This is a genomic window from Corynebacterium sp. (genome assembly GCF_030152825.1).
GTDB lineage: Bacteria > Actinomycetota > Actinomycetes > Mycobacteriales > Mycobacteriaceae > Corynebacterium.
Genome location: NZ_JASLIP010000001.1, coordinates 1 through 24695 on the forward strand (window position 1 = coordinate 1; position 24695 = coordinate 24695).

General features: G+C 65.2%; 23 protein-coding genes. 17 read left to right on the forward strand and 6 right to left on the reverse strand.

What is annotated here, in order from left to right:
• The first annotated feature begins 221 nt into the window (after nucleotides 1-221).
• From Q1V78_RS00005 to der, 14 genes are all read left to right on the forward strand, one after another.
• Complete coding sequence (locus tag Q1V78_RS00005; RefSeq protein ID WP_300610202.1) at nucleotides 222-1472, forward strand: tetratricopeptide repeat protein; 1251 nt, start codon at nucleotides 222-224, stop codon at nucleotides 1470-1472.
• 2 nt (nucleotides 1473-1474) lie between these two features.
• Nucleotides 1475-2500 carry an HAD-IIA family hydrolase gene (locus tag Q1V78_RS00010; protein WP_300610204.1) on the forward strand — a complete coding sequence of 342 codons (1026 nt, stop codon included), beginning with the start codon at nucleotides 1475-1477 and terminating at the stop codon, nucleotides 2498-2500.
• 11 nt (nucleotides 2501-2511) lie between these two features.
• Nucleotides 2512-2730, forward strand: a complete 219-nt coding sequence (locus Q1V78_RS00015; protein WP_300610206.1) for a hypothetical protein — start codon at nucleotides 2512-2514, stop codon at nucleotides 2728-2730.
• 86 nt (nucleotides 2731-2816) lie between these two features.
• Nucleotides 2817-3650, forward strand: coding sequence for a TlyA family RNA methyltransferase (locus Q1V78_RS00020; protein WP_300610209.1), 834 nt, complete (start codon nucleotides 2817-2819; stop codon nucleotides 3648-3650).
• Complete coding sequence (locus Q1V78_RS00025; RefSeq protein WP_300610212.1) at nucleotides 3647-4612, forward strand: NAD kinase; 966 nt, start codon at nucleotides 3647-3649, stop codon at nucleotides 4610-4612. The genes Q1V78_RS00020 and Q1V78_RS00025 overlap by 4 nt, the downstream gene beginning before the upstream one ends.
• Nucleotides 4613-4677: 65 nt before the next feature.
• The gene (gene recN, locus Q1V78_RS00030) at nucleotides 4678-6354 is read left to right on the forward strand and encodes a DNA repair protein RecN (RefSeq protein WP_300610214.1); all 1677 of its coding nucleotides are present in this window, start codon (nucleotides 4678-4680) and stop codon (nucleotides 6352-6354) included.
• Nucleotides 6355-6398: 44 nt separating this feature from the next.
• Nucleotides 6399-7589, forward strand: a complete 1191-nt coding sequence (steA, locus tag Q1V78_RS00035) for a putative cytokinetic ring protein SteA (protein WP_300610216.1) — start codon at nucleotides 6399-6401, stop codon at nucleotides 7587-7589.
• An 11-nt stretch (nucleotides 7590-7600) separates the two neighbouring features.
• The gene (locus tag Q1V78_RS00040; RefSeq protein ID WP_300610217.1) at nucleotides 7601-8614 is read left to right on the forward strand and encodes a copper transporter; all 1014 of its coding nucleotides are present in this window, start codon (nucleotides 7601-7603) and stop codon (nucleotides 8612-8614) included.
• 15 nt (nucleotides 8615-8629) lie between these two features.
• Nucleotides 8630-9541: a site-specific tyrosine recombinase XerD gene (xerD, locus tag Q1V78_RS00045; RefSeq protein ID WP_300610219.1), complete on the forward strand. Its 912-nt coding sequence runs from the start codon at nucleotides 8630-8632 to the stop codon at nucleotides 9539-9541.
• Nucleotides 9542-9790: 249 nt separating this feature from the next.
• Complete coding sequence (locus tag Q1V78_RS00050) at nucleotides 9791-10609, forward strand: ParA family protein (RefSeq protein ID WP_173362353.1); 819 nt, start codon at nucleotides 9791-9793, stop codon at nucleotides 10607-10609.
• Between the two features lie 46 nt (nucleotides 10610-10655).
• Nucleotides 10656-11462: a segregation/condensation protein A gene (locus Q1V78_RS00055; RefSeq protein ID WP_300610221.1), complete on the forward strand. Its 807-nt coding sequence runs from the start codon at nucleotides 10656-10658 to the stop codon at nucleotides 11460-11462.
• A 48-nt stretch (nucleotides 11463-11510) separates the two neighbouring features.
• Nucleotides 11511-12107 carry an SMC-Scp complex subunit ScpB gene (gene scpB / locus Q1V78_RS00060; protein WP_300610224.1) on the forward strand — a complete coding sequence of 199 codons (597 nt, stop codon included), beginning with the start codon at nucleotides 11511-11513 and terminating at the stop codon, nucleotides 12105-12107.
• Between the two features lie 77 nt (nucleotides 12108-12184).
• On the forward strand, nucleotides 12185-13033 hold the full coding sequence (locus Q1V78_RS00065) for a pseudouridine synthase (protein ID WP_300610254.1): 849 nt from the start codon (nucleotides 12185-12187) through the stop codon (nucleotides 13031-13033).
• 29 nt (nucleotides 13034-13062) lie between these two features.
• Complete coding sequence (gene der, locus Q1V78_RS00070; RefSeq protein WP_300610227.1) at nucleotides 13063-15405, forward strand: bifunctional cytidylate kinase/GTPase Der; 2343 nt, start codon at nucleotides 13063-13065, stop codon at nucleotides 15403-15405.
• Between the two features lie 117 nt (nucleotides 15406-15522).
• Here the strand turns inward: der and Q1V78_RS00075 are convergent, their stop codons facing one another.
• Both Q1V78_RS00075 and Q1V78_RS00080 read right to left on the reverse strand, forming a co-directional pair.
• Nucleotides 15523-16248 carry a hemolysin III family protein gene (locus tag Q1V78_RS00075; protein ID WP_300610230.1) on the reverse strand — a complete coding sequence of 242 codons (726 nt, stop codon included), beginning with the start codon at nucleotides 16246-16248 and terminating at the stop codon, nucleotides 15523-15525.
• A gap of 27 nt (nucleotides 16249-16275) precedes the next feature.
• A complete protein-coding gene (locus Q1V78_RS00080) occupies nucleotides 16276-17991 on the reverse strand; it encodes a formate--tetrahydrofolate ligase (RefSeq protein ID WP_300610232.1) in 1716 nt (571 codons plus the stop codon).
• 277 nt (nucleotides 17992-18268) lie between these two features.
• Here Q1V78_RS00080 and Q1V78_RS00085 point away from each other — a divergent pair, with 277 nt between their 5' ends.
• Together Q1V78_RS00085 and Q1V78_RS00090 are read left to right on the forward strand one after the other, a co-directional pair.
• Nucleotides 18269-18493 (forward strand): DUF4300 family protein, encoded by a 225-nt coding sequence (locus tag Q1V78_RS00085; RefSeq protein ID WP_300610257.1) that lies wholly within the window; start codon nucleotides 18269-18271, stop codon nucleotides 18491-18493.
• A gap of 144 nt (nucleotides 18494-18637) precedes the next feature.
• Nucleotides 18638-19246 (forward strand): helix-turn-helix transcriptional regulator, encoded by a 609-nt coding sequence (locus Q1V78_RS00090; RefSeq protein WP_300610235.1) that lies wholly within the window; start codon nucleotides 18638-18640, stop codon nucleotides 19244-19246.
• A 66-nt stretch (nucleotides 19247-19312) separates the two neighbouring features.
• Here the strand turns inward: Q1V78_RS00090 and Q1V78_RS00095 are convergent, their stop codons facing one another.
• From Q1V78_RS00095 to Q1V78_RS00110, 4 genes are read right to left on the reverse strand one after another with little or no spacing between them, the layout of a single operon-like run.
• The gene (locus Q1V78_RS00095) at nucleotides 19313-19918 is read right to left on the reverse strand and encodes a response regulator transcription factor (RefSeq protein WP_300610237.1); all 606 of its coding nucleotides are present in this window, start codon (nucleotides 19916-19918) and stop codon (nucleotides 19313-19315) included.
• The gene (locus Q1V78_RS00100) at nucleotides 19915-21108 is read right to left on the reverse strand and encodes a histidine kinase (RefSeq protein WP_300610240.1); all 1194 of its coding nucleotides are present in this window, start codon (nucleotides 21106-21108) and stop codon (nucleotides 19915-19917) included. The genes Q1V78_RS00095 and Q1V78_RS00100 overlap by 4 nt, the downstream gene beginning before the upstream one ends.
• Nucleotides 21045-21806 (reverse strand): ABC transporter permease, encoded by a 762-nt coding sequence (locus Q1V78_RS00105; protein ID WP_300610242.1) that lies wholly within the window; start codon nucleotides 21804-21806, stop codon nucleotides 21045-21047. The genes Q1V78_RS00100 and Q1V78_RS00105 overlap by 64 nt, the downstream gene beginning before the upstream one ends.
• A 4-nt stretch (nucleotides 21807-21810) precedes the next feature.
• Nucleotides 21811-22728, reverse strand: coding sequence for an ABC transporter ATP-binding protein (locus tag Q1V78_RS00110; RefSeq protein WP_300610245.1), 918 nt, complete (start codon nucleotides 22726-22728; stop codon nucleotides 21811-21813).
• Between the two features lie 770 nt (nucleotides 22729-23498).
• Here Q1V78_RS00110 and Q1V78_RS00115 point away from each other — a divergent pair.
• The coding region (locus tag Q1V78_RS00115) for a class I SAM-dependent DNA methyltransferase (RefSeq protein ID WP_300610248.1) at nucleotides 23499-24695 on the forward strand (1197 nt) is incomplete at its 3' end.

The following is a 24695-nucleotide window of genomic DNA, read 5'->3' on the forward strand; positions in this document are numbered from 1 at the left end:
ACCTGCGCTGATGGTACTGCACCTGGGAGGGTGTGGGAGAGTAAGACGCCGCCGGCATTAAACTTTCATAGTGGTGGTGCGACGTGTTGTTGGTTGTTCCCGTTTTGGACGGGTGATGATCGACAGTACGTCGCACCACCACTTTTTTATTGCCTAAAAACCCCGTCCACCCGGGGTGATATCGTGTGAGCAGTCCACAGAGTCTGTGAAAGAAGGGTTCAATGTCGGAATACCAAAGCCGCGGCGATCGAGGTCACCGTCCCCGCAACCAGCGAGACGGAAACTTCAAGCCCCGCAGGCATCGTAACTCCGACGACAACCGTCGCGGAAACAGCCGTGACCGTGACTTTGACCGCGGGGACCGCCGCGGAGGCAACCGCTACCGCGACCGCGACGACCGCCGAGGCCACGACCGCGACCGTAACTTTGACCGGGAGGACCGCCGTGGAAACAACTCCTACCGGGACCGTGACGACCGCCGGGATAACCGCTACCGGGACCGCGATGATCGTCGCGATGGGCGGTACAACGACCGCGACGGCGTCCAGCCACGCGGCCGTCGGGGCGGCGGGCGTCCGTACGGTGGCGGCAAGAAGTTTGACCGGGATCGTCGCAACGGTGGCGACCGCCGAGGCGGGAACCTCAGGAACCGTGGTGGCCAGGCGAACCGAGCACGTCAGTCGGGGCCTCAGCGCTCGGGTTACCGCGAGGAGCGCATCAACGCCCGCATGAGGGAGCCCCGCATTCCGGAGGGCGTGGATCCGAAGGACCTCGATCCACAGGTGCGCCAGGAGCTGCGCAGCCTGTCTCGCGATAACGCGGACATGGTCGCCAAGCACCTCATCATGGCCGCCACCCTTCTCGACGAGAACACCGAAAAGGCCCTCGAACACGCGCGTGCCGCCAAGGACCGTGCCGGCCGCGTGGCAGTTGCCCGCGAAACCAACGGCATCGCCGCCTACCACGCTGGAGAGTGGAAGGAAGCCATCTCTGAGCTGCGCGCTGCTCGTCGCATGCAGGGTGGCCCAGGCCTGATTGCCGTCCTTGCTGACGCTGAGCGCGCGCTCGGACGACCGGAGAAGGCGCTGGGAGTGGCCGGCGAGTACCGCCCCGAGGAGCTCGACCCGGAGACCCGAGTTGAGCTCGCCATGGTCGTGGCCGGTGCTTACCAGGACCTTGACCGTCACGAAGAGGCCATCGTCGCCCTCGAGGAGGAACTCGACGCCGCCGACGCTCCAGACGTCACCAAGCTGCGCGTGACCTACGCTTACGCCGATGCACTCGCACAGGCCGGGCGCACGGCCGATGCCATCCAGTGGTTCACCAACGCTAACGTGTTGGATACCGAAGAGGTCCTCGACTCTGAAAAGCGCATCGCGGAGCTCAACGAGGGGACCGGCGAGAAGAAGACCGAGGGTACCCGCGAGAGTAATGACCAAGATGCTGGCGCGGAGAGCAGCGAGGATAAGTAGCCATGCTTGAGCTGCTCAACCGCTACGACACCCTCTTGCTCGACCTCGACGGCACCATTTTCGCCGGGGATAAGCTGATCCCCGGCGCGGTCGAGGGCATTGCTGACCGGGGCAGGGTCTTCGTGACCAATAACGCCTCGCGCAGTCCTGAGGAGGTCGTGGAACACCTGGGCAGCCTCGGCATCAGTGCAATCCCCTCCGAGGTCCTGACCTCCGCTCAGGCCGCAGCAACGCTGGCAGCCGAAACAATGGCGCAGGAACGCCCCGGCGCAGGCCCCCTCAAGGCACTCGTGGTGGGCAGCCAGAGCCTCCGCGATCTCACCTGTGAGGCAGGGTTCGAACTCACGGACTCCGCCGACGACGCGCCCGACGTGGTGCTGCAGGGCCACAGCCCGGAGAACAACTGGGCTCGGCTTTCCGAGGCCACGCTCGCTATCACCCGAGGCGCTCGCTACATCGCCAGCAATCTGGATACGACGCTGCCTTCGTCTCGCGGCTTCCTGGTCGGTAACGGGTCCATGGTGGCCGCCGTCGTCAGCGCCACCGGAGTGCAACCCTTGAGCGCAGGCAAGCCGCAGCCCGCGATGTTCCACGTTGCAGCCCGCAAAGCGAGGGCTAGCGCGCCACTGGTCGTCGGCGATCGTCTGGACACTGACATCGCCGGTGGGCGTGCCGCCGCGATGGACACCCTGATGGTGCTCACCGGGGTCTCCACCCATTGGGATGTGATCCACACCGAGCACCGGCCGACCCACATCCGCGCCAATCTCAGCGAGGAGCTCGGCGGTTGGACTGCAGAGGTCACCGAGCCGCACACGATCACTGTTACAGCCGGCAAAATTCCAGCTGACGGACAGGGCACAGCCACTGGCTTCGCCACCCCCGAGCAGCTCACCGCTGCGGCAGCGCTCGCGGCAGCCGCCCCGCTCGCCTGGGAGCTGCTGGACGCCGGGACTACCCGAGACCAGCTCCGGATTATCGGAAGTGATCCACTGGCCGCCGACACCATCGCAGCATGGAGGGACTAAACTACAGCACTATGCAGCACCCCCAGCCCACACCAGGATCGGCACCGACACCAGGCAGCCACATGCCCGCCCAGGCGGGCGGGCCAACACCGAACTCGCCGGAGACACAGGCCGATCACCTCGCCGAGGATATCGATGAGCTGCTCAGCCAGCGGTTGGAGGGAACCGAGGAAGCCGAGATGCTGGAACAAGCCCACAGCCTCATCAGCAAGGCTCTCGGCCAGGGCTAAACCCCCGATGTCGGCGTCTTAAAAGGACGCGGAAAACAACCAGCACCGTCGAACCCAGTAGCGGAAACAGTAAGGAAAGCACACAGGTGGCGAAAAAAGGTCAGCGGCTTCAACGCCTCGACGCGGAACTCGTGCGCCGCAAGATCGCGCGCTCCCGCGAACAGGCGCAGAAGATGATCAAGGAAGGCCGCGTGCAGGTCAACGGCATGCTCGCCCAGAAGCCCGCGACCGGCGTGAACGCTGACGTGTCCATCCGGGTCGCGGATTCGGAGGAGGACCACTGGGCCTCCCGCGGGGCGCACAAGCTCCTCGGCGCACTGGCCGCCTTCGAACCGCAGGGGCTTAGCCTGGAAGGCAAGCGAGTTCTCGACGCCGGCGCCTCGACCGGTGGTTTTACGGACGTCGCCCTGGGCCGCGGTGCCAGCGAAGTGCTCGCGGTGGACGTCGGTTACGGGCAGCTAATCTGGCGCCTGCAGAACGACCCCCGCGTCACCGTGATGGACCGCACCAACGTCCGTACGCTGACCCCGGAAGCGATCGGTGGCCTCGCGGACGTCATGGTCGGGGACCTCTCCTTCATCTCCATCAAGTTGGTCCTTCCCGCCATCGCCGAGTGCATGGCCGAGGACGCGGACCTGTTGCCAATGGTCAAGCCACAGTTCGAGGTGGGCAAGGACCGGCTGGGCTCCGGCGGGGTCGTGCGCTCCCCGGAACTGCGGGCGGAGGTGACCCTCGACCTGGCGCGGGAGGCTTTGAAGTATGGTCTGTCAACGAAGGCCGTCGTTGCCTCGCCGCTTCCCGGTCCTAGCGGGAACGTTGAGTATTTCCTCTGGCTTTCCAAAGATGGGGGAAAGCAGGCGCCAACGATGGATACACTTGAGGCCATGGTGTCCACGGCGGTGAAGGAGGGACCACAGTGACGGCTTCCAACGAGGCCCCCACGCAGGAAGCCGAGAACCAGTCGCCTGGTGAGGAGAAGCACCGCGAGGTGCTGCTCGTTGCCCATACCGGGGTGCACGAGAACCTGGGCATGGCTGCCGAAGCGGCGTCCCAACTCCACGCGGGCGGCATCAACGTCCGCGTGATGGCAACCGCCGATCCAGCTCCCGTGGCCCGCCACGAGATCCTGGGGCGCTTCCCACGCTTCGGACACACCCGCGAGGCCGCGCAGGGCGTGGAGATGGTGCTCGTCCTGGGCGGCGATGGCACCTTCCTGCGCGCCGCCGATATTGCGCACTCCGCGGACGTGCCGGTGCTGGGCATCAACATGGGCCACATCGGTTTCCTGGCGGAGTGGGAGCAGGAGTCCCTCGCTGAGGCCATCGAGCGCGTCATCGCCCACGACTACCGCGTGGAAGACCGAATGACCCTGTCGATCACCGTCCGCGATATGGACGGCCGCGTGCTCGGCACCGGCTGGGCGCTCAACGAGTGCTCGGTGGAGAACCTGAACCGCCAGGGCGTGCTCGACTCGATCCTCGAGGTCGACGAACGCCCGGTGTCCTCCTTCGGCTGCGACGGTGTCCTGGTATCGACGCCGACGGGCTCGACTGCTTACGCGTTCTCCGCCGGTGGCCCGGTGCTGTGGCCCGAATTGGACGCCATACTGGTCGTCCCGTCTAATGCCCACACGCTGTTCTCCCGACCGCTGGTCGTGTCCCCGAATTCCTCTGTCGCCGTGGAGACGAACCCGGAGACCTCGCCGGCTACTGCGGTGATGGATGGATTCCGTCAGATCCACATGCCGCCGGGGGCGCGCGTGGAGATCCGCCGCGGCCCGCAGTCCGTGCGCTGGGTGCGCCTGGATCAGGCACCATTCACGGACCGCCTGGTGCACAAGTTCCGCCTGCCGATCACCGGTTGGCGCGGCCCACGCCACTAGTCCACTCACCCCACTCACCCCGACAACCGGGAGTCCCCAAGACCTCAAGAAGCGACTTTTCTGGAATGCTCCACGACCTACACATCACCAACCTCGGTGTGATCGAAGAAGCCACCGCCGAATTCGCCAGCGGACTGACTGTCGTCACCGGTGAAACGGGTGCCGGCAAAACCATGGTGGTCAGCAGCCTGCGTCTGCTCTCCGGTCACCGGGCGGATGCCTCCAAGGTGCGCGCTGGTTCGGAGCGGGCCAGCGTGGAGGGGGTCTTTTCCCACGACGACCCGGTAGTTCAGGAACGCGTCGAGGAGATCGTCTCGGAGTTCGGAGGCTTCTCTGACGAGGGAGAGTACATTGCCTCCCGGACGGTGTCCGCGTCCGGGCGTTCCCGGGCGCACCTGGCCGGTAAGACTGTTGCCGCGGGTGTGCTGGGGCAGTTCGCTGCGGAGGTCATCACCATCCACGGGCAGAACGACCAGCTGCGCCTGAAGGATTCCACGAAGCAGCTGGCCGCGATCGATGAATTCGCGGGGCTGACGGGCCAGGCAGCAGAGTTCGCCTCGCTGCGACGCGAGTGGATGGCTGCGGCGAAGGAGCTGGAAACCCGCACGAAGGACCGCCGGGAGCTGGCCCTGGAGGCCGAGACCCTGCAACGCGCCCTGGAGGTCATCGACGAGATCGACCCGGAGCCGGGTGAGGACGAGTTCCTCAAGTCCCGCATTTCCCGCCTGCAGGACGCCAGCGACGTCCGTTCCGCCCTGCAGCGAGCCATCTCCTTCATCGACGGCGGCGAGGAGCTCGGTGAGGGGGAGCTGTCCAGCGGAGCCAATGACCTGCTCGGCCAGGCACAGTCCGAGTTGCAGGGCGGCGACGCGAAGCTAGCGGAGCTTGCCAAGCGCATCGGGGAGGTCAGCTCCCTGCTCTCGGATATCGCACTGGACCTGGGCCAAGAGCTGATGGATATTCCCGACCCCGAGGAGCTCGAGGAACTGCTGGAGCGCCAGCAGGAACTCCGCCAGCTGCGCCGTTTCGCGGTGGACGTGGACGGCGCGATCGCCTGGCGCGACGAGGCCCGCGAGAAGCTCGCCACGCTCGACGTCTCCGACGACGCGCTGGCGGAGCTCGCCAAGCTGGTTGCGGAGAAGGAAGCCGCGATGCTGAAGGTCGGCCACAAACTCTCCACGGCGCGTGAGAAGGCAGCCAAGGACTTCGGCAAGGCGGTCACCGAGGAAATCTCGGGGCTGCACATGCACGCCAGCGTTGAGGTGGACCTCAAGCGGGTGGATCCGAACCCGCAGGGGCTCGACGAGTGCGAGTTCCAGCTGGTGCAGGGTGGGCACCGCACCGCGCTGGGCTCCAGTGCGTCCGGCGGTGAGCTTTCCCGCATCATGCTCGCCATCGAGGTCATCCTGGCCAGCAGCGGGCGCACGATGGTCTTCGACGAGGTCGACGCGGGCGTGGGTGGCAAGGCTGCGGTGGAGATCGGCCGCCGGCTAGCCGCGCTTGCCCGCGAAAACCAGGTGATCGTCGTGACACACCTGCCACAGGTCGCCGCCTTTGCGGACGCCCACATCTACGTGGATAAGACCGCCAGCTCCACCACCGTCTCCTCGAGCGTGCGCACACTGAGCGAGCAGGAGCGGGTGGCGGAGCTCGCCCGCATGCTCGCGGGACTGGAGTCCGATACGGGAAGGGCCCACGCCGAGGAGCTCATGGCGATGGCCGTGGAGGCGAAGAAGCACTAAAACATCGGCGCGCCTAACCGAGAATCCAGCGGTTAAGCAGCAAAATGGTACGCATGATGTTTTCCCGATCAGAAAAACCTGGCATTACCGGGGCTACCCGGAACCTCACCGGCCCCAAAGCTTGGTCTAAGACGAAGATCTCCGAGGGGGATATCGTCGTCATTTCTGCTCCGGATATTAACCGCGCCACCGCGCAGCGTTTCATCGACGCCGGCGTGGCCGGGGTGGTCAATACCGCCCAGTTCACCACGGGGCAGGTGCCGAACTTCGGCCCGCAGATGCTGCTCGACGCCGGCATCCAGCTCGTGGAGAACGTGGATCCGGAGATCACCGAGAAGGTCAAGAACGGCAAGAAGGGCCGCCTGGAAGGCGGGCACCTCTACTACGGTGACCGCTCCCTCGGCAGCGGCGCGCCCCTCGAGCTGGACGAGTCGATGCAGCGCTTTGACGACGCCCGCTCGGCCCTCGGCGATCACCTCGACGCCCTGGCAGGCAACACCGCGGAGCTGGCCCGCACCGAGTCCCCGCTGCTGATCGACGGCCTGGGCATCCCGGACGTGGACGTGGACATGGTGGACCGCAAGGTCATGGTGATCAGCCCGCTGCCTGACTTGAAGGACGAGCTGCGCGACCTGCGCTTCTTCCTCCGCGAGTACGACCCGATCATCGTCGCGATCGAGTCCGCCGCTGACGATCTGCTGGAGCTGGGCTACCGTCCGGCCGTCATCGTCGGTAACCCGGAGAACATCGGTTCCGAGGCGCTGCGTTCCGGCGCGACCGTCGTCCTTCCCGCGGAGGCGGACGGCTACGCGCAGGGCCTGGAGCGCATCCAGGATCTCGGCGTCGGCGCGATGACTTTCCCGGCGGCGACGAAGAACCCGACCGACCTCGCGCTGCTGCTGGCTGACTACCACGGCGCGTCCATGGTGGTTCACCTGGGCGAGAAGTGGGACCTGGAGCGTGTCTTCTCTGAGACGGAATCCCAGGACACCCCGTCCGCCCTGCTTGCCCGACTGCGCGTTGGGCCGAAGTTCGTGGACGCCAGCTCCATCGCCGAGCTCTACCGCGTCTCGAAGTCCGGCTCCGGGTGGCTGTGGGCGCTGATCGGCGTGCTGGTCGCGATCCTGGTGATCATCCTCATCGCGGGATTCTCCGGCGATGCTGGGTTCGTGGACAACCTGATCGATTCGTGGAATAACCTCGCGCTCAGCGTGCAGGGCCTGTTTAAGAACTAGGGGAGACGCTCGTGAGTAAGTCTGGAACGATTGCCGGCCTCGGCTTCGGCATTGCCCTCGGCGTGCTGGGCGGGGTCTACGTGCTGGCGCCGAACGTTCCGGGTGCCGGAGGTGGCGCGGGGACGAGCGCCCAGGAGCTCACCGCTGCCCGCGAGGACGCCGATGCTGCGGACCGTGACGCCCAGGCTTCGGACGACGTCATCGCCGGGCTGGCCGCGAAGGCCGTCGCCGGTGAGTTGGAGGGCAAGAAGATCGCGCTGATCTCCTTCCCGGACGCCGACCGCGAGACCGTGGACCGACTGCGCTGGCTGGTGGACAAGGCGGGCGCGGAGGTCGCCCCGCTGCCGGTGACCGAGGAGATGCTGAACCCGGAGAAGGGCGACAAGCTGAAGTCCGTGGCAGCCAACAGCCTGCCCGCGGGTGCCCAGCTCAGCGAGGAAGTGCTGAGCCCCGGCATGCACACCGGCCAGCTGCTGGGTGCTGCGTTGAGCTCGAAGCTGCCGAAGATCGAGAAGCCCGCGGAGGGCGAGCAGAACCGCGACCGCGGCGAGAATCGCGAGGAGGACCGCGGGAACCGTCGTGAGGGGAACGGCGGCGGAGGAACCGCGAGCGCCTCGGACCGGGCCGTCGTCTTTGGTGCGCTGGAGAAGAACGAGGTGCTGAAGAAGCCCGCCGACCTCGGCGACGAGGGTCTGGACCTGGCGCTCATCGTGACCAACAAGGGCGTCACCGCCGATGAGTCGGGCTATGGCGCGCAGTTCATTGCGGATTTTGCGGCTGGCATGGACAGCCAGATGCCGGGCGCGGTGCTGGTGGGTGAGTCCGGCAGTGCGGATAAGAAGGCCGCGCTGGGCATCGTGCGCAACGAGCGGGCTTATGCCGAGAAGCTGTCCACGGTGGACAACGTCCAGCGCAGCGCGGGCCGCATCACTGCGGTGCGAGCGCTGAAGGAACAGGCTGACGGGGGCGCTGGCCACTACGGCGCGGCGACCAACGCCAAGGCCGCCACCGTCGGTAAGAACTAGGCGCAGGCGGCGTCGGTGACGGCGGACGCGCAGGAGCCGAACCTGCAGCACCGGGAACGGTGGCTGCGGCACCTCCGCCTGGAGCGGAACCTCTCCCGCAACACGCTGGATAGCTACCGTCGGGATACGGACCGATACCTGGCGTGGTTGGGCGGGCGCAGCGTAACCACGCTGAACACGGGGGATATCGAGGCCTTCATGGCCTCACTTGCCAAAGGGGAGAAGCTTGCGGCATCTACACGCGCGCGAATTCTCGCGGCGGTGCGTAACTTCCACCGCTTCCTGACTGGCGAGGGGGTCACCGACGGGGACGTCGCAGACGACGTCGCGCGCCCCGGGCAGGCGGCGAGCATCCCGAAGGCGCTCAGCATCGCCGAGGTGACCGCGATCCTGGAGTCCTGCCCGAACGACGACGCGGCCTCCCTCATCCAGATCCGCGACCGTGCGTTGCTGGAGATGCTGTACTCCACCGGCGCGCGCGTCAGCGAGCTGCTGGGGCTGGACGTGGATGATGTGGACCCGACCGAGAAGCTCATCATCGTCCGGGGCAAGGGCTCGAAGGAGCGGGTCGTCCCGGTGGGGGATCCGGCGCTGGATGCGCTGCAGCACTACCTGGTGCGGGTCCGCCCGGCGTTCAACAAGAAGGGCTCGGCGGCGCTGTTTCTAAACCGCAATGGCGGGCGGATGGGGCGGCAGTCGGCGTTCAACATGGTCTCCTCGGTCAGCGAGAAGGCCGGGGTGGCCGGGGTCAGCCCGCACAGCTTCCGGCACTCCTTCGCCACGCACCTGTTGGAGGGCGGGGCGGATATCCGCGTGGTGCAGGAGCTGCTCGGCCACAGCAATGTGGTGACCACGCAGATCTATACGAAGGTGAGCCCGGACCACCTGCGGGAGGCATGGTCGGAGAGCCACCCGCGCTCGAACTAGAGACCTTTCAAGGCTTAAGCCTTGTCTAGTATCAACCTTGGCTTTTGACTCAGCTGAACTGCTCGAAAAGCCTGCGAAAAATGGGGTGGAGGGAATTGCACCGGCGTAATCTACGCGTAATCTATGTGTAGTGGGAGCGTCAACCGCGCTCCGAAATGACCGTTAGACAAGGGAGAGGGCTTGACAGTGCAGAGCTCCGACGCGCTTTTCGATAAGCCCGAGGAAGAACTCGGGCTCACGGGGCGCCCCATGCGCCCGCTGCCGGACCCGGAGCCGCTGTCCTCTCATGGGCCTGCGACCATCATCGCCATGTGTAATCAGAAGGGTGGGGTCGGCAAGACCACCTCGACGATCAACATGGGCGCCGCACTTGCGGAGTTCGGCCGCAAGGTCCTCCTCGTCGACCTCGACCCGCAGGGCGCGCTGTCTGCCGGCCTGGGGATCAGCCACGAGGAGCTGGACGTCACTGTCCACAATCTCCTCGTCGACAATTCCTCTTCCATTTTCGACGCCATCCTGCCCAGCGGCGTCGAGAACCTCGACCTGGTGCCCGCGAATATCGACCTCTCCGCTGCGGAGATCCAGCTCGTCAATGAGGTCGGCCGCGAGCAGGCACTCGCGCGTGCGCTGCGGCCGGTGATGAAGGATTATGACTTCATCATCATCGACTGCCAGCCTTCGCTCGGCCTGCTCACCGTCAATGCGCTCTCCTGCGCGGATTCCGTGATGATCCCGGTGGAGTCCGAGTACTTCTCCCTGCGGGGCCTTGCACTGCTGATGGACACGGTGGAGAAGGTGCGCGACCGCCTCAACTTCAAGCTCGAGGTCCTGGGCATCCTGGTGACCATGTTCGATCGCCGTACGCTGCACGCCCGCGAGGTCATGGAGCGCCTCGTTGAGGCCTTCGGGGATAAGGTCTTCGATTCGGTCATCACCCGCACCGTCCGTTTCCCGGAGACCTCCGTGGCCGGCGAGCCGATCAGCACGTGGGCCCCGAAGTCCTCCGGTGCGATCCAGTACCGCAACCTCGCGGCGGAGGTCATCCAGCGCGTCGCCGAGCAGCACTAGGCCACGCCCCGCGCTGGTCAGCGTGGTGGCAGAAAAGTAGGTTTGCGTGACTGATGTCCAGCAACCGGAACTCACGGGTTTCCGGGTCGCGCTCGCGAACTTCGACGGCCCCTTCGACCTGCTGCTCCAGCTGATTCATTCGCACAAGCTGGACATCACCGAGATCGCGCTCGCCGAGGTCACCGACGAGTTCATCGCTTATACCCGGGGGCTGTCCCAGTCCGCTGAGGATCTGGACGAGGTCACCGAGTTCCTGATCGTCGCTTCCACGTTGCTGGATTTGAAGGCCGCCCGCCTGGTTCCCCGCGGCGAGGTCGACGACGAGGCCGACCTAGAGCTGCTGGAGTCCCGCGACCTCCTGTTCGCCCGCCTGCTGCAGTACAAGGCCTATAAGCAAGTCGCGGACCTCTTTGCCGAGTGGCAGCGGGGCGCGGCCCGCAGCTACCCCATGGCACTTTCGCTGGAGGACCGCTACGCCAACCTGCTGCCACCGGTGGAGCTCAAGCACAACAAGGAGAGCTTCGCGGAGCTGGCCGCCCATGTCTTCCGTCCCCGCCCGGATGGGGTGCAGACCGGCCACGTCCACGCGCCGGCGGTCTCGGTGCCGAAGCAAGCCGGCAAAATTCTCAACACGTTGAAGATCGCCGGGGAGAATAAGTGGGTGAACTTCGACTCGCTGATTAGCGATGCGGAGGAGTCCATCGTGGTGGTAGGCCGCTTCCTCGCTCTGTTGGAGCTGTACAAGGCCCGCGCCATCGGGGTAGAGCAGCCCATGCCGCTAGAGGAGATGCTCGTCGCCTGGACCGGCCTGGACGTGGACCCACAGGTCGTCGCAGCGTCGAACTGGGATTAGCTCCAGCACAGCCGCAAGCGGAAATTATGAGAAGGAGAGCCCAGGACCATGAGTGAAGAGCACCTGCACCTACCCGCGGTGTCCCAGCTGCGCAGCCGGGTGGAGTCCTTACTGCTGGTTTCCGACGAGCCTGTGGCCGCCGAGCAGCTCGCTGAGGCTTGCAGCGTTGATGCCTCCCAGGTGGAGGACGTGCTGCGCCAGATCGCCGACGAGTTCGACGCCCGTGGCTCCGGCTTCGACCTGCGGGAACGCGAGGGGCTGTGGCGCCTGTACACCAGGCCCGAGAACTCGGATGTAGTGGAGGCGAAGATTCTCCAGGGTGCCCAGCAGCGCCTGTCGCGGGCAGCATTGGAAACCCTGGCTGTGGTGGCCTATCGCCAGCCGGTGACCCGCTCCCAGGTCGCCGCGGTGCGCGGGGTGAACTGCGACGGCGTGATGCGGACCCTGGCCCTGCGCGGGCTGATCCGCCAGGTCGAGGTGGCAGCCGAGGGGGAGGAAGAAACATCCGCCGCCGGACCAGGTGGCGCCCACCTGTACGAGACCACCGATCTGCTGCTGGAGCAGCTGGGCATCGAGTCGCTGGACGAGCTGCCGGACTTGGCCCCGCTGCTGCCGGATGTGGAATCGATCGAATCCGATTACTGATCTAGACTGGGCTGCGTACCTCAAAGACTTTGAGCAAATAAGGACATAATTTGAATACACCCGCTCGCCGAGATGGCATACCGGAAAAGAACGCTGCGAAGCCCGGCGGCGCCGAGACCTTCGTCCCGAAGGCCAAGCCGGCCCGCCACCAGCACGTCACAAAGTCAGAGCAGAAGGTCGCCCCAGCTGCGGAGGACAAGGTCCGCCTGCAGAAGGTCCTTGCGGCCGCCGGCGTGGCCAGCCGCCGCATGAGCGAGAAGCTGATCGCCGCTGGCCGCGTCGAGGTCAACGGCAAGGTCGTGGACCGGATGGGCGTGCGCATCGACCCGAACAAGGACGTCGTCCGCGTCGATGGAGTGCGCGTCCAGGTCAACGACGAGATGCACTACTACATCTTCAACAAGCCGCGTGGTGTCCAGTCCACGATGAGCGACGACATGGGCCGCCCGTCGGTGGGCAACTTCATCGACGAGCGCCTCAAGCAGGGGCAGGGCTTGTTCCACGTTGGCCGCCTGGACGCCCAGACCGAGGGTCTGCTGCTGCTCACCAACGACGGTGAGCTCGCCAACCGCCTCATGCACCCCAGCTACGAGGTCTCGAAAACCTACATGGCCACCGTGCTGGGCGAGGCGAAGAAGGGGCTGGTCCACGAGCTGAAGAAGGGCATCGAGCTGGACGACGGCATCGCCAAGGCCGACGACGTCCAGATCGTGGATGTCTGGCAGGGCAAGTCCCTGATCAAGCTGGAGCTGCACGAGGGCCGTAAGCACATCGTGCGTCGCCTGCTGAAGGCCGCGGGCTTCCCGGTTCAGGCGCTGGTGCGCACCAAGATCCACACGGTGCAGCTCGGCGACCAGAAGCCGGGTAGCGTGCGCGCGCTGAACCGTTCGGAACTGACCAGCCTGTACAAGGCCGTGGGCCTGTAAGCCGGGAGATTTGAAGGATGACTACTGATATGAACTCTGATTTCTCCCAGCTCGCGCTGATCGACAACCTCGAGGAGGGCGGGTTCCTGCTGGCCATCGACGGCCCGTCCGGCACCGGCAAGTCCACCGTCTCCCGCCGCATCGCCCAATACGCGAGCGCGCGCTACCTGGACACGGGCGCGATGTACCGCGTCGCGACCCTGCACGTGCTGAAGGCCGGCATCGATCCGGCCGACCCGGCGGCCACCGAGGCCATCATCGCGGCGACCTCTCAGCTGCCGCTGCAGGTCAACGAGGATCCGCAGTCCACCGAGGTTCTGCTGGACGGGGAGGACGTCTCCGCGGACATCCGTGGTCCGGAGGTTACCGCGCACGTCTCCGCCGTCGCCGCGATCCCGGAGGTCCGCACCAATCTTGTGCAGCTGCAGCGCGACCTGGCAGCCGCCGCTGGCCGTTGCGTGGTCGAGGGCCGTGACATCGGTACGGTCGTGCTCCCGGACGCGCCGGTGAAGGTGTACATGACCGCCAGCGCCGAGGTGCGCGCGCAGCGCCGCTTCGACCAGGACACCGCCGCTGGCCGCGAGGTTTCTTACGAGGCTGTGCTGGCCGACGTCCAGCGCCGCGATGAGGCGGACTCCACCCGCGAGACCTCTCCGCTGCGCCCGGCGGAGGATGCCACGATCCTCGACACCGGCGAGATGAGCATCGAGGAGGTCATCGAGGCGATCGCTGGCCTGATCGAGGAATCGGACCTGGACTCCGATATCCCAGATGGTGGCGCGGAGAGCACCGGTGGTCTGGTGTTCCGCACGGTTGAGGGGGACGTCGTCCCTGCTGAAGGCGATGCCCCGGTGCAGGAGGAATCCGAGGAGGACCTGGAGAACTGGGACCCCGAGAACTGGGACGGCGAGACCTGGGAGGTCGACCCGGAGCAGCTGGGTGAGCACTACTTGCAGGCGGAGGAATTCGACCTGCTGGAGTCCGACGAGGAGGACACTGACTGGGAGTCCATCGAGGAAGCCTTCGGCATCGCCGATGAGCTGGAGGCGCAGAAGGAAGCGCTGTGCACGGTGGCGATCGTTGGCCGTCCAAACGTGGGTAAGTCCACGCTGGTCAACCGCTTCATCGGGCGTCGCGAGGCCGTGGTGGAGGACTTCCCGGGAGTCACCCGCGACCGCATTTCCTACCTGGGCGACTGGGGCGGGCGCCGCTTCTGGGTGCAGGACACCGGCGGCTGGGACCCGGATGCTAAAGGCATCCACGCCGCGATCGCCCGCCAGGCGGAGACCGCGATGGCCACGGCAGACGCGATCGTCTTCGTCGTGGACACGAAGGTCGGCATCACCGAGACCGACGAGGTCATCGCTCGCAAGCTACAGCGCTCCGACGTGCCGGTGATCGTGGTGGCCAATAAGTTCGAATCCGATACGCAGTACGCGGACATGGCGGAGTTCTGGGCGCTCGGCCTGGACAACCCGTACCCGGTCTCCGCGCTGCATGGGCGCGGCGCGGCGGACGTGCTGGACAAGCTACTGGAGGTCTTCCCGGAGAAGCCGCGTGAGCTCTCGGTGGTCTCTGGTCCGCGCCGCGTGGCGCTGGTGGGCCGGCCGAACGTGGGTAAGTCCTCGCTGCTGAACAAGATCTCCGGCGAGCAGCGCTCTGTGGTGGATAACGTTGCGGGCACCACGGTGGACCCGGTGGATTCCATCGTGGAGCTGGAGGAGCGCACCTGGCGCTTCGTGGATACCGCCGGTATCCGCAAGAAGGTGAAGAACGCGGTGGGGCACGAGTACTACGCCTCGCTGCGCACCCGCGCCGCGATTGATGCCAGTGAGGTCGTGGTGTTCCTGGTGGACGCCTCCGAGCCCATCGCGGAGCAGGATCAGCGCGTGCTGCGGATGATCCTGGACGCCGGTAAGGCGCTGGTCGTGGCGTTTAATAAGTGGGACCTGGTGGACGAGGATCGCCGGGAGCTGCTGGAACGCGAGATCGACCTGCAGCTTTCGCACGTGCCGTGGGCTCGCCGGGTGAACATCTCCGCCAAGACGGGGCGTGCTCTGCAGAAGCTGGAGCCAGCGATGCTGGAGGCTCTGGAGAGCTGGGATCAGCGCATCCCGACCGGCCAGCTGAACACCTGGCTGCGTGCGGTGATTGCGGAGACCCCGCCGCCGATGCGTGGTGGTCGCCTGCCGCGCGTGCTCTTTGCGACGCAGGCTTCTTCCCGCCCGCCGGTGATCGTGCTGTTCACCACGGGCTTCCTGGAGCACGGCTACCGGCGCTTCTTGGAGCGTAAGCTGCGCGAGACCTTCGGCTTCGAAGGCTCCCCTGTGCGCATCGCGATCCGCATCCGGGAGAAGAAAAAGAAGCGCTAGCGGTAGCGGGATCGGCGTTCGGTGCTGAGCCGTCCCGCGCCGGCCCGCGCGAGCTTTAGCTAGCTGCAATGAGTTCCAGCGGAGCTATAACAAGGCTTAGCGGAGCTACAACAGGCTCTAGCGGAGCACAAGCACCCAGATCGCGACGTGGTGCAGAAGCGCTGCCACGATGGTGGCGGCGTGGAAGACCTCGTGGAAACCGAACCAACGAGGGGAGGGGTTCGGCCACTGCTTGGCGTAGATCACCGCGCCGAGTGAGTAGACCAGCCCGCCGAGCAGCATCAGCAGGCTCACGGCGATCCCGAGCTGCTGGTAGTAGCCCACGGCGCCGATGGCGGCCAGCCAGCCGAGGGTGAGGTAGGTGGCGGCGTCGAGCCACCGCGGGTGGTCGATCCACACCAGGTTCAACACGACCGCGGCCAGTGCGGCGAGCCAGCAGACAGCCAAGATCCACAGTCCGCCGGTGTTGAACCAGGCCCAGCCGGTGAACCACCGCGCACCGAATGCGGCGACTGTCACCGGCCCGTACGTTCCGGCGATGAAGATTGCGATCATGGCGTGGTCGGCGCGTCGCCAGCTGTTGACTGCCGCCGCGGAGCGCCACGGAACCCGGTGGTAGAGGGCGCTCACGCTCAGCATGCCTGCCAGGCACAGCGCGTAGAGGGCGGTGGTCAGGGACATCCAGGAGAAGCCAAACTTCGCCAAGGCCACGATCGTGAGGGCGGTGCCCATCCCGCCGAAGTACCACGCGGCGGCGGTGTGTAACCGCCCGCGCATGTAGGGTCTGGGGCCGCGGTCGAAGACCGGGCGGGGAGGTTTCTTCGTGAGTACCTGATTCTGCACGAAGATCAGTGTAGTCCCTTTTTGCCGCTAAAACAGTCCGGTGATGGTGCCGTCCTCGGCGACATCGATCTGCTCGGCAGTTGGCCGCTTCGGCAGCCCCGGCATCGTCATCACCTGTCCGGTCAGCGCCACGACGAAGCCCGCGCCCAGGCGGGGGAGCAGTTCGCGGACGTGCAGCACGTGACCTTCCGGCGCGCCCAGCTCGGCCGGGTCATCGGAGAAGCTGTACTGCGTCTTGGAGATGCACACCGGCAGTTTGTCCCAGCCGTGCTCGGCGAGGAACTGCAGGTCCTTCTTGGCCTTGGTAGAAAACTCCACGCCACTAGCGCCGTAGATGCGGGTCGCGATGGTCTTGATGGACTCGGCCAGGCCCTCAGCCGGGTCGTAGAGCTGCTGGGACCCAGCCTGCGGGGTCTCGCCGTTCTCGATGACCTCGAGTACCTGCTGGGCCAGCTCGGTGGCGCCGGCGCCACCCTCGGCCCAGACGGTGGACTCGGCCAGGCGCACGCCTAGCTTTTCAGCCCACTCGGCGACGTGTTCGCGCTCGACGTCGGTGTCGGAGGTGAAGAGGTTCAGCGCGACGACCGGGGTGGTGCCGAACTTCTCCATGTTCTTCACGTGGCGCTCGAGGTTCTTCAGTCCCTCGTCCAGGGCGGCCAGGTTTTCGCTGTTCAGGTCCTCCTTCGCGACGCCGCCGTTGTACTTCAGGGAGCGGATGGTCGCGACGACGACGGCCGCGTCCACGTCGATGCTGCCCTCGCGGGCCTTGATGTTGAAGAACTTCTCCGCGCCGAGGTCGGAGCCGAAGCCGGCTTCCGTGACGACAATGTCACCGAGGCGGCGGGCGGTCTGGGTGGCGATGAGGCTGTTGCAGCCGTGCGCGATGTTTGCGAAGGGCCCACCGTGGATCAGCGCCGGGGTGCCGCCGAGGGTCTGCACGAGGTTGGGGTTTAGCGCGTCGCGCAGCAGGGCGGTGAGCGCGCCCTCGACCTGCAGGTCGCCTGCGGTGACCGGCCCGCCACTATAAGTCTGGCCGATCACGATGTTGGCGAGCTTAGCCTTCAGATCAGCCAGGTCCGTGGCGAGGCAGAGGATCGCCATCATCTCGCTGGCGGCGGTGATGTCGAACCCAGCCTCACGCGGGGTGCCGTGGGCAGGTCCGCCAAGACCGGTGACGATGGAACGCAGGCTGCGGTCGTTGACGTCCATGCAGCGGCGCCAGGTGACCCGGCGCGGGTCGATGCCGAGCTCGTTGCCCTGCTGGATGTGGTTGTCGATGAGGGCAGCGAGGGTGTTGTTTGCGGCGGTGAGTGCGTGCATGTCGCCGGTGAGGTGGAGGTTGATGTCCTCCATCGGGACGATCTGCGCGTAGCCGCCGCCGGCCGCGCCACCCTTGATGCCCATGACTGGGCCTTGGGACGGTTCGCGGATCGCGACGATGGTGTTTTGCCCGGCGGTGCGCAGGGCGTCGGCTAGGCCGATAAGGGTGGTGGACTTGCCTTCGCCCGCGGGGGTGGGCGACATGGCTGTCACGAGGACGGTGCGGCCCAGTGGCTTGTCCCACACGTCGGTGGTGCGCAGGGCGGGGACGTCCACCTTGGCCTTGGTGGTGCCGTAGGGGATGAGTGCTTCGGCAGGGATTCCGGCGCGCTCGGCGATGTCCGCGATGGGCTCGAGGATGTGAGCCTGTGCGATATCGACGTCGCTGAGCTGAGGCTTGGTGATCACACTGGAATAAGTCATATTTACAGAATAATCGTCCCCTGCAGCGCGTGCTGAGTACAGGCGAGCGGCTAGCATGACCTCATGCGTTTGCCTTCTCGTAGCCTGCCTCTTCTTGCGGCCTGCCTCCTCGCGACGGCCTGCACGCCCGCGGAGGAATCCAGCCCCGACCAGCAGCAGAGCTTGAGCGAGCAGAGCTCCAGTTGCACAGAAATCTGTTGAGCAGAGCTCCACTCAACAGTCCAGGGATCAGGACCCGGCGTGGCACATCGCGGACACGAAAGCCCGCGTGATCTCTATGTTCTCCTACGACACCCTGACCGACCCGGCCACCCTCTTCGTCAGGCACACCGGGGTTGCGGTTCCCCATGACGACAAGCTGCTCTTCCTGGAAAAAATCGCCTTCGACATGCCCTATCAGGCCATCCTGGTCAAGGACATGCAGCAGCTCAACGACTACCTCATGCAGAAGTATGACGACGGGCCCGGCCTGGAGTACGGCCGCCCCCGTCATCTTCGATAACGGTGAGGTTATCGAGGGCATGCGCTACGCGAAGCGGGCTGAGATCGATCGCTGAACTGCCGTGACCGAAAGCGACCAGCTATCGCGCACCCCGGGCCGTCGTCTTTGGAAAGCGGCCCCGGGGGAACGGCTAGGATTTCTCGCATGACACTGGCACAGCGCATCAAGGCGTTCCGCAGCAAGGCCGGGCTTTCCCAAGCGGAGCTCGCGGACAAGCTCGTGGTGGCCCGCGAGGACGTGCAGGACTGGGAGACCGGCCGCGGCGCGCCCGATATCGAGGTCCTCAAGAAGCTGGCGGAGCTGTTCGGGGTCGGCACCGATGAGATCCTGGGCAAAGATGGAGCGGTGCTGGGCACAGCGACCAGCCGCGTGGCCGTCGACGTCAAGTCCCTGGAGAAGACCGGGGGCAGGTTCCTGGCGAAGGGGACGAAGGCCCACACCGCGGTCCGTCAGGTCTTCCCACATGCCGTGATCACACCACTTCTGCGGGAGAAGAAGAACACCAAGGGCGAGTTTGCCGCCGGGTGGTTCACCGAGATTGCCTTCGACGGGGTGCCCGATTTCTTCTCTGAGGTGAAGAACTCCTTCAGCGGTGATTCCTTCTACCTGGTTGAGGACGCCGGTCGAACGCTGTTCGTGCGCGTCACGAAGGATGCCGTGGAGAGCCGCGAGATCTTCGGGCAGCTATCGCGAAGCAAGTTTGTCGTTGGTAGGAACTCGTTTATCAAGTTCGGCACACCGCTGAAGAACTAGGGGACTGGCCTGGGGCAGCAGCTAAGGCGGCGCGTGTCCAAGCCGTCTGTGTTTTCCGGCAGCGTGCTAGATCCAGCCGTTCGCCTTCGCGAGGTGTGCGGCCTCGAAGCGGTTTCCAGCACCGGTCTTCGACATGATGCTGGAGATGTGGTTGCGCACCGTGCCTGGCGAAAGGTGCAACGCCTTGGCAATGGCGGGAGAGCTCTTTCCTTGGAAGAGCTGCTGGCAGACCTGCGTCTCCCGCTCGCTGAGGGGGTTATCGGGAGCCAGCAGGCTATCCCGGGCCAGCGTCGGGTCGATGACGCGCAGCCCCGCGTGGACCCGGCGGATTGCATCGGCGAGCTCCTCGGGAGGGGTGTCCTTCACGATGAACCCGTCCACGCCCGCCTCCATCGCGCGCTTGACGTAGCCCGCCTTGCCGAAGGTCGTCACGATCAGGCAACGGCACGGGTGCCCGGCCAGTTCCTTGGTCACGTCCAGGCCGTTGAGCCCCGGCATTTCGATGTCGAGGAGGGCCACGTCGATGGGATGCTTCAGTACCAAGCGCAGGGCCTCGGTTCCCGTGGCGCACTCCGCGACGACTTCGATGTCCGGCTCCGCGCTCAGTAGTGCGACGAGCGCCCCGCGCACCAATGACTGGTCCTCGGCGAGCAGTACTCGAATCGGGTTCATCGGTTTTCCTCCTCGGACGTGGCGCCGTCGTCGATGATCTCGCGATCCGCACCCATCGCGATCAGCACGGTGCTTAAGCCTCGTTCGCGGCGCACGATGAGCTGTCCACCGGCCGCCTCGACGCGCTCGCGAAGCCCAGCCAGGCCGCCATCGCCGTTGCGGGCCTCCTCGTCGCTGAACCCGCAGCCGTCGTCGGTGACCTGCAGCTTGTCGCCGGTCACACTGACCCAACAGGCCCGTGCTCCGGAGTGGCGGACCACGTTGGTCGTCAGCTCGCGCAGGCCCCAGGAGAAGAAGGCCTCGTTGGTGCCCGGCGTGGTGAGCCGTTCGGGCAGGTGCGCGGTGATGCCTTTCGTCTCCAGCGCCCGTCGCGCTCCCTGGAGCTCGCCGGCGAAGGTGGGTGTGCGCATTCGGGTCACGGTGGAGCGGACCTCCGCCAGAGCGAGGCGGGAGAGCTCGCTGATCTCCTTGAGCTCCTGCTTGGCCTGTTCGGGGTTCTTCTCCATCGCGCGGCGCGCAACCTCGGATTTGAGGTTGATGACGGTCAGCGAGTGGCCCAGCAGGTCGTGGACGTCCGTAGCGATGTCCTCCCGTTGCTGCGCGAGATCGAGTTCGTGCTGCAGCTGGTGGCGGGAGTCGTCGTACTGGCTGAACACGCCCACCGCGATGAGCATCAGCGGGATGAACAACAGGATGAAGGCCGACCAGTCCAGGTTCTCCGGGGCCCGGAGCCACACTGCGACCGACCCGACCACGCCCGTGGTGAGCACGATGGGCAGGGACCGCTTGAGGGGGAGCGTGAAACCCAGCATCGCTGCCAGGTAGGGGGCGAAGCTCATGGCGCCCGTCTGGATCACAGGCACGCTGGTCAGCGCGATGGCCAGCAGAACGCCCCATCGGAGGAGAGCCTGCGGCAGTAGACCCCAGCCGCGCGGGGAGGTACCCATCGAGCCGAAGGCGTAGAAGTAGACAGCGCTGAAAATGAGCACGCAGGCCGTCATCCAGGTTTTATCCCCGGCACCGAACTCATCGCCGGTGTAGACCTGGATCAGAACCGGCCCCAGGAACATCAGCCATATTGAGGCGAAGATCGCGTTGTTGAACTGGAAACCATCGAAGGCGCGCATCAGCTTCGGTTCTTGTCTCGCTTGCCCATCATCAGGCAGAAGCCCACGAAGATCGCCGTCCATACCGCGATGCTAACCCAGGCGTGCCACATCGGCTCGGTGATCAGCTCGGTACCAACCACTTGCGCGCCTTCGGCCAGTGGCCAGCGGACCAGCATCATCGCGCCGTACATCGGGGTGAATCTTCCGATATCCAGCAACGTTCCGCTGAGCGGCATGAACACATTACCCGCGAAAGCGAGGATCACGATGGATCCGGTGGCCACGCCGACCGTGTTCTCCTTGGGAACCAGCAGCGTCCAGGCGAGGCCGTAGAAGCCGAAGGGGATGGAGCACAGCACGCAGGCGAGGAAGCTCAAGGCCCATTGCTCGGGCTGCATCTGCGCTCTCGTCAGCCCGCCGACGAGGAACACGGCCACGATTGGCAGTACCGCGCGCACGGCGATGCTCACTGTGTTCGCGAAGGCCAGCTGCCAGGGGCGCAGCGGGGTGAGTGCCAGCTGGCGGCCCCACCCGCTGCGGTTATCGGTGACGGCGGATCCTGTGGCGCCGACCGCGCCCACCACGCCGGCGTAGAACGCCATGCCCAGCATGACGAAGGCGGCGAGGTTGCCGCCGTTGACCTCCTGTTCCCCGTAGTCCTGCAGCGCCCCGAAGATGAGGTAGAAGAAGATCGGCAGCCCGATGCTGAAGAACAGGGTGGTCATATCCCGGCGCAGGCGGAGCAGTTCGTGGCCGGTGAATCTCAGGGTGGTGTTCATGCTTCTACGCCTCCTGGTTTTCTTTCGTCAGTGCGAGGAAGGTGTCCTCCAGACTGTGGCTGCTGATGGCAAGGTTGCGGGCCCCGGTTTGGGTCAGCAGGTAGCGGGCGAGCGCGTCGGAATCCTCGGTGGTCATGCTCAGGCGGTTGCCGTTGATGTCGCTGCCTGTCACCCCAGGCAGCCCGGTCAGATCCGGCAGTTCGCCCGGGAACTCGGCGCTGACCACCCGGTCGGCGCTCATGTTCCGCAGTTCAGCGGTGGTGCCGTCGGCGATGATCTCGCCGTTGTTCATGAGGACGATGCGCTGGGCGAAGTTTTCTGCCTCCTCCAGGTAGTGGGTGGCGAAGATGATCGTGCGCCCCTGCTGTGCCTGGTGGGTCATGGAGTCCCAGAAGCGGCGACGCGCACCGGTGTCCATCCCAGCGGTTGGTTCGTCCAGGATGAGAATCTCCGGGTTGCCAAGGATGGCCAGCGCGAAACGGAGGCGCTGTTGCTCACCGCCGGAGCATTTGCCCACGCGCCGGGTGTAGATGGGCTGCAGGTTGGCCTGTGCGATGACCTCGTCGAGGGGTAGGTGCTCCGGGAGGGTCGCGGCGATCATCTCCACGGTGTCTTTGACCGTGAGCTCGTTGAGCAGGCCGCCGGTCTGCATCAGGGCGCCGATGTGTTGCTTGCGAACGGCTTGGGTGGGGGAGTGCCCCATGACGGTGACGGTGCCGGAGGTCGGGGTGGTCAGCCCCAGGATGAGATCCAGCAGGGTGGTCTTACCTGCTCCGTTGGTCCCGAGGAGGGCGATAATCTCGCCCGGCTGGACGGTGAGGTTCGCGTTCTTCAGCGCGTGGACGGGCTGGTTGGAACGCGGGTTGAAGGTTTTGCTGACTCCGGTGACCTCTATTGCGTGGGTGGTGTATGTCGTGCTCATGGTTTTCACGCTAGAAATCCAGCGTGGGGAGCAGACATATTTTCTGTCACCACTTGCCCGTGACTTTTGTCATGGGCCCCGCAAACGCTAGGCGCTAGGCGGGTTGCTTGGTCTTGGTCTTTTCTCCTTGTCGCTGTTTCTCCGTCGGCGGCCTTTGGCAGGAAGCGGCGTTGTTAATCGGGTTGCCGGGAACGTCGACGTGAGGTTGGGGCGCCTACCTGCGGTCTTGCTTGTCACAGGAAGTGAGGGCGGGGGCGAGGGGTGGCCTGTTCTTAAGTTGCAGGTGAGAGAGTTTCCGTGCCCCCGCTTGGGGGGTCAGTAGTTTTGCAGAAATAAGTGCACTCGAAATGAATTGTTAGCGTCAAGAGTGCACCGATCAACCCCCGGGTGCGACACTTCCACTAGTTAGGAGAGCATCATGTTCGAGCTTATTTCTACCCTGTTTGACGTCCTCGTTGGCGCTATCAGCGGTGCCTTCGAGGCCATCGTTGCTGCCATCAAGGGCTAATACTGGATCGCCTTCGGGCGTCCCCGGACCTCCTACGAGCTTCGGCTCGGGGGAGGTCTTTTTGTGTTGCCAGGACTTCCTCCTGTTAACGGCAACGTATTTCCTGAGGGAGCTCGCCCCTGTGTTCGAGTGTTTCAAGCCTGTGTCCGATACCCCTGCTCCAATGGTCACTGAGCGGTGCGAGCGTGTCTCACAGGATTTTCCGCGGCACGCCGTTTACCGTGGATACATCGCGTTTTTTGGCCCAAGGAGGCATATCCGGATGAGCACAGCGGAGCTGAACCAGTCCGCCGTTTGGAATACCGCAGATAAGTTCCTGCGGTCCATCGTCGAGCCCGAGGATTATGGGGATTACATCCTGCCCATGACGGTGCTCCGCCGTCTCGAGTGCATTCTCGAACCCACGAAGGACGAGGTCCTCGACCTGGTGGAGAGCCTCCAGGGGGAGGGGTACAGCGAGGAGATGATCGACTGGGAGGTCCGCGTTCGCTTTGGCCTGTCCTTCTACAACTCCTCCCGCCTGGACCTGACGCGTATCGCGCAGCTGGACGACCACGTCTACGAGGCATTGATGGATTACGTCGGCGCGTTTTCCTATTCTGTCCGCGATGTGTGGGATGCCTTCGATTTCGCGGTGAAGATGAAGACCCTCGATAACGCCTCGCGCCTGTGGCCGGTGGTGAAGCACTTCGCCACCATCGACATGAGCATGGAGGCGTTGCCGGATGCCCAGATGGGTGATCTTTTCGAGCACGTTATGTACAAGGCCTTCGATACCAAGGGCAAGGCTGCGGGTGCGTTTTATACCCCGCGTGATGCGATCCGGCTGATGGTGGATATTCTTTTCGCTTCCGACGACGTCGGCCTGACCGCGGAGGGCGCTTCGCGCACCGTGTACGACCCGACGGCGGGTACGGGCGGCATGTTGCTTGTGGCGGCGCGTGCGCTGAAGGAGCTCAACCCAGATATTGAGGTGGTGCTCGCCGGCCAGGAGCTCATGTCCACTGGTTATGCCATCGGTAAGGCCGATCTGCTCATCCAGGGTGGTGAGCCGGACGCCATCCGCCACGGCGATACCTTGCTCACCGACCTCTACGAGGGCGAGCAATTCGAGTACATCCTCTCCAACCCGCCATTCGGCTCGGATTGGGAAGTACAGCAGCAGTCGGTGAAGGAGCAGGCCAAGGTGCCGGGCTCCCGGTTCAGCCACGGCCTGCCGAGCAAGAACGACGGCCAGATGCTCTTCCTTTCTCACGTCGCCTCGAAGCTCATGCCCGCAGGACCCAATGGAGCTGGCGGTCGTGGCGCGGTGGTCTCCAATGGTTCGCCGCTGTTCACCGGTGCTCCTGAATCAGGGTCGGACAAGATCCGTGCATGGCTGCTGGAAAACGACCTGGTGGACGCGATCATCCAGCTGCCCACCAATATGTTCTACGGCACCGGTATTTCCACATATGTG

Bases quoted from the DNA above. Each gene is read 5' to 3' on its own strand.
- Q1V78_RS00005 (WP_300610202.1), top strand. From the start codon at position 222: ATGTCGGAATACCAAAGCCGCGGCGATCGAGGTCACCGTCCCCGCAAC.
- Q1V78_RS00010 (WP_300610204.1), top strand. From the start codon at position 1,475: ATGCTTGAGCTGCTCAACCGCTACGACACCCTCTTGCTCGACCTCGAC.
- Q1V78_RS00015 (WP_300610206.1), top strand. From the start codon at position 2,512: ATGCAGCACCCCCAGCCCACACCAGGATCGGCACCGACACCAGGCAGC.
- recN (WP_300610214.1), top strand. From the start codon at position 4,678: ATGCTCCACGACCTACACATCACCAACCTCGGTGTGATCGAAGAAGCC.
- steA (WP_300610216.1), top strand. From the start codon at position 6,399: ATGGTACGCATGATGTTTTCCCGATCAGAAAAACCTGGCATTACCGGG.
- Q1V78_RS00050 (WP_173362353.1), top strand. From the start codon at position 9,791: ATGCGCCCGCTGCCGGACCCGGAGCCGCTGTCCTCTCATGGGCCTGCG.
- scpB (WP_300610224.1), top strand. From the start codon at position 11,511: ATGAGTGAAGAGCACCTGCACCTACCCGCGGTGTCCCAGCTGCGCAGC.
- der (WP_300610227.1), top strand. From the start codon at position 13,063: ATGAACTCTGATTTCTCCCAGCTCGCGCTGATCGACAACCTCGAGGAG.
- Q1V78_RS00080 (WP_300610232.1), bottom strand. From the start codon at position 17,991: ATGACTTATTCCAGTGTGATCACCAAGCCTCAGCTCAGCGACGTCGAT.
- Q1V78_RS00085 (WP_300610257.1), top strand. From the start codon at position 18,269: ATGTTCTCCTACGACACCCTGACCGACCCGGCCACCCTCTTCGTCAGG.
- Q1V78_RS00090 (WP_300610235.1), top strand. From the start codon at position 18,638: ATGACACTGGCACAGCGCATCAAGGCGTTCCGCAGCAAGGCCGGGCTT.
- Q1V78_RS00095 (WP_300610237.1), bottom strand. From the start codon at position 19,918: ATGAACCCGATTCGAGTACTGCTCGCCGAGGACCAGTCATTGGTGCGC.
- Q1V78_RS00100 (WP_300610240.1), bottom strand. From the start codon at position 21,108: ATGGACGGCGATCTTCGTGGGCTTCTGCCTGATGATGGGCAAGCGAGA.
- Q1V78_RS00105 (WP_300610242.1), bottom strand. From the start codon at position 21,806: ATGAACACCACCCTGAGATTCACCGGCCACGAACTGCTCCGCCTGCGC.
- Q1V78_RS00110 (WP_300610245.1), bottom strand. From the start codon at position 22,728: ATGAGCACGACATACACCACCCACGCAATAGAGGTCACCGGAGTCAGC.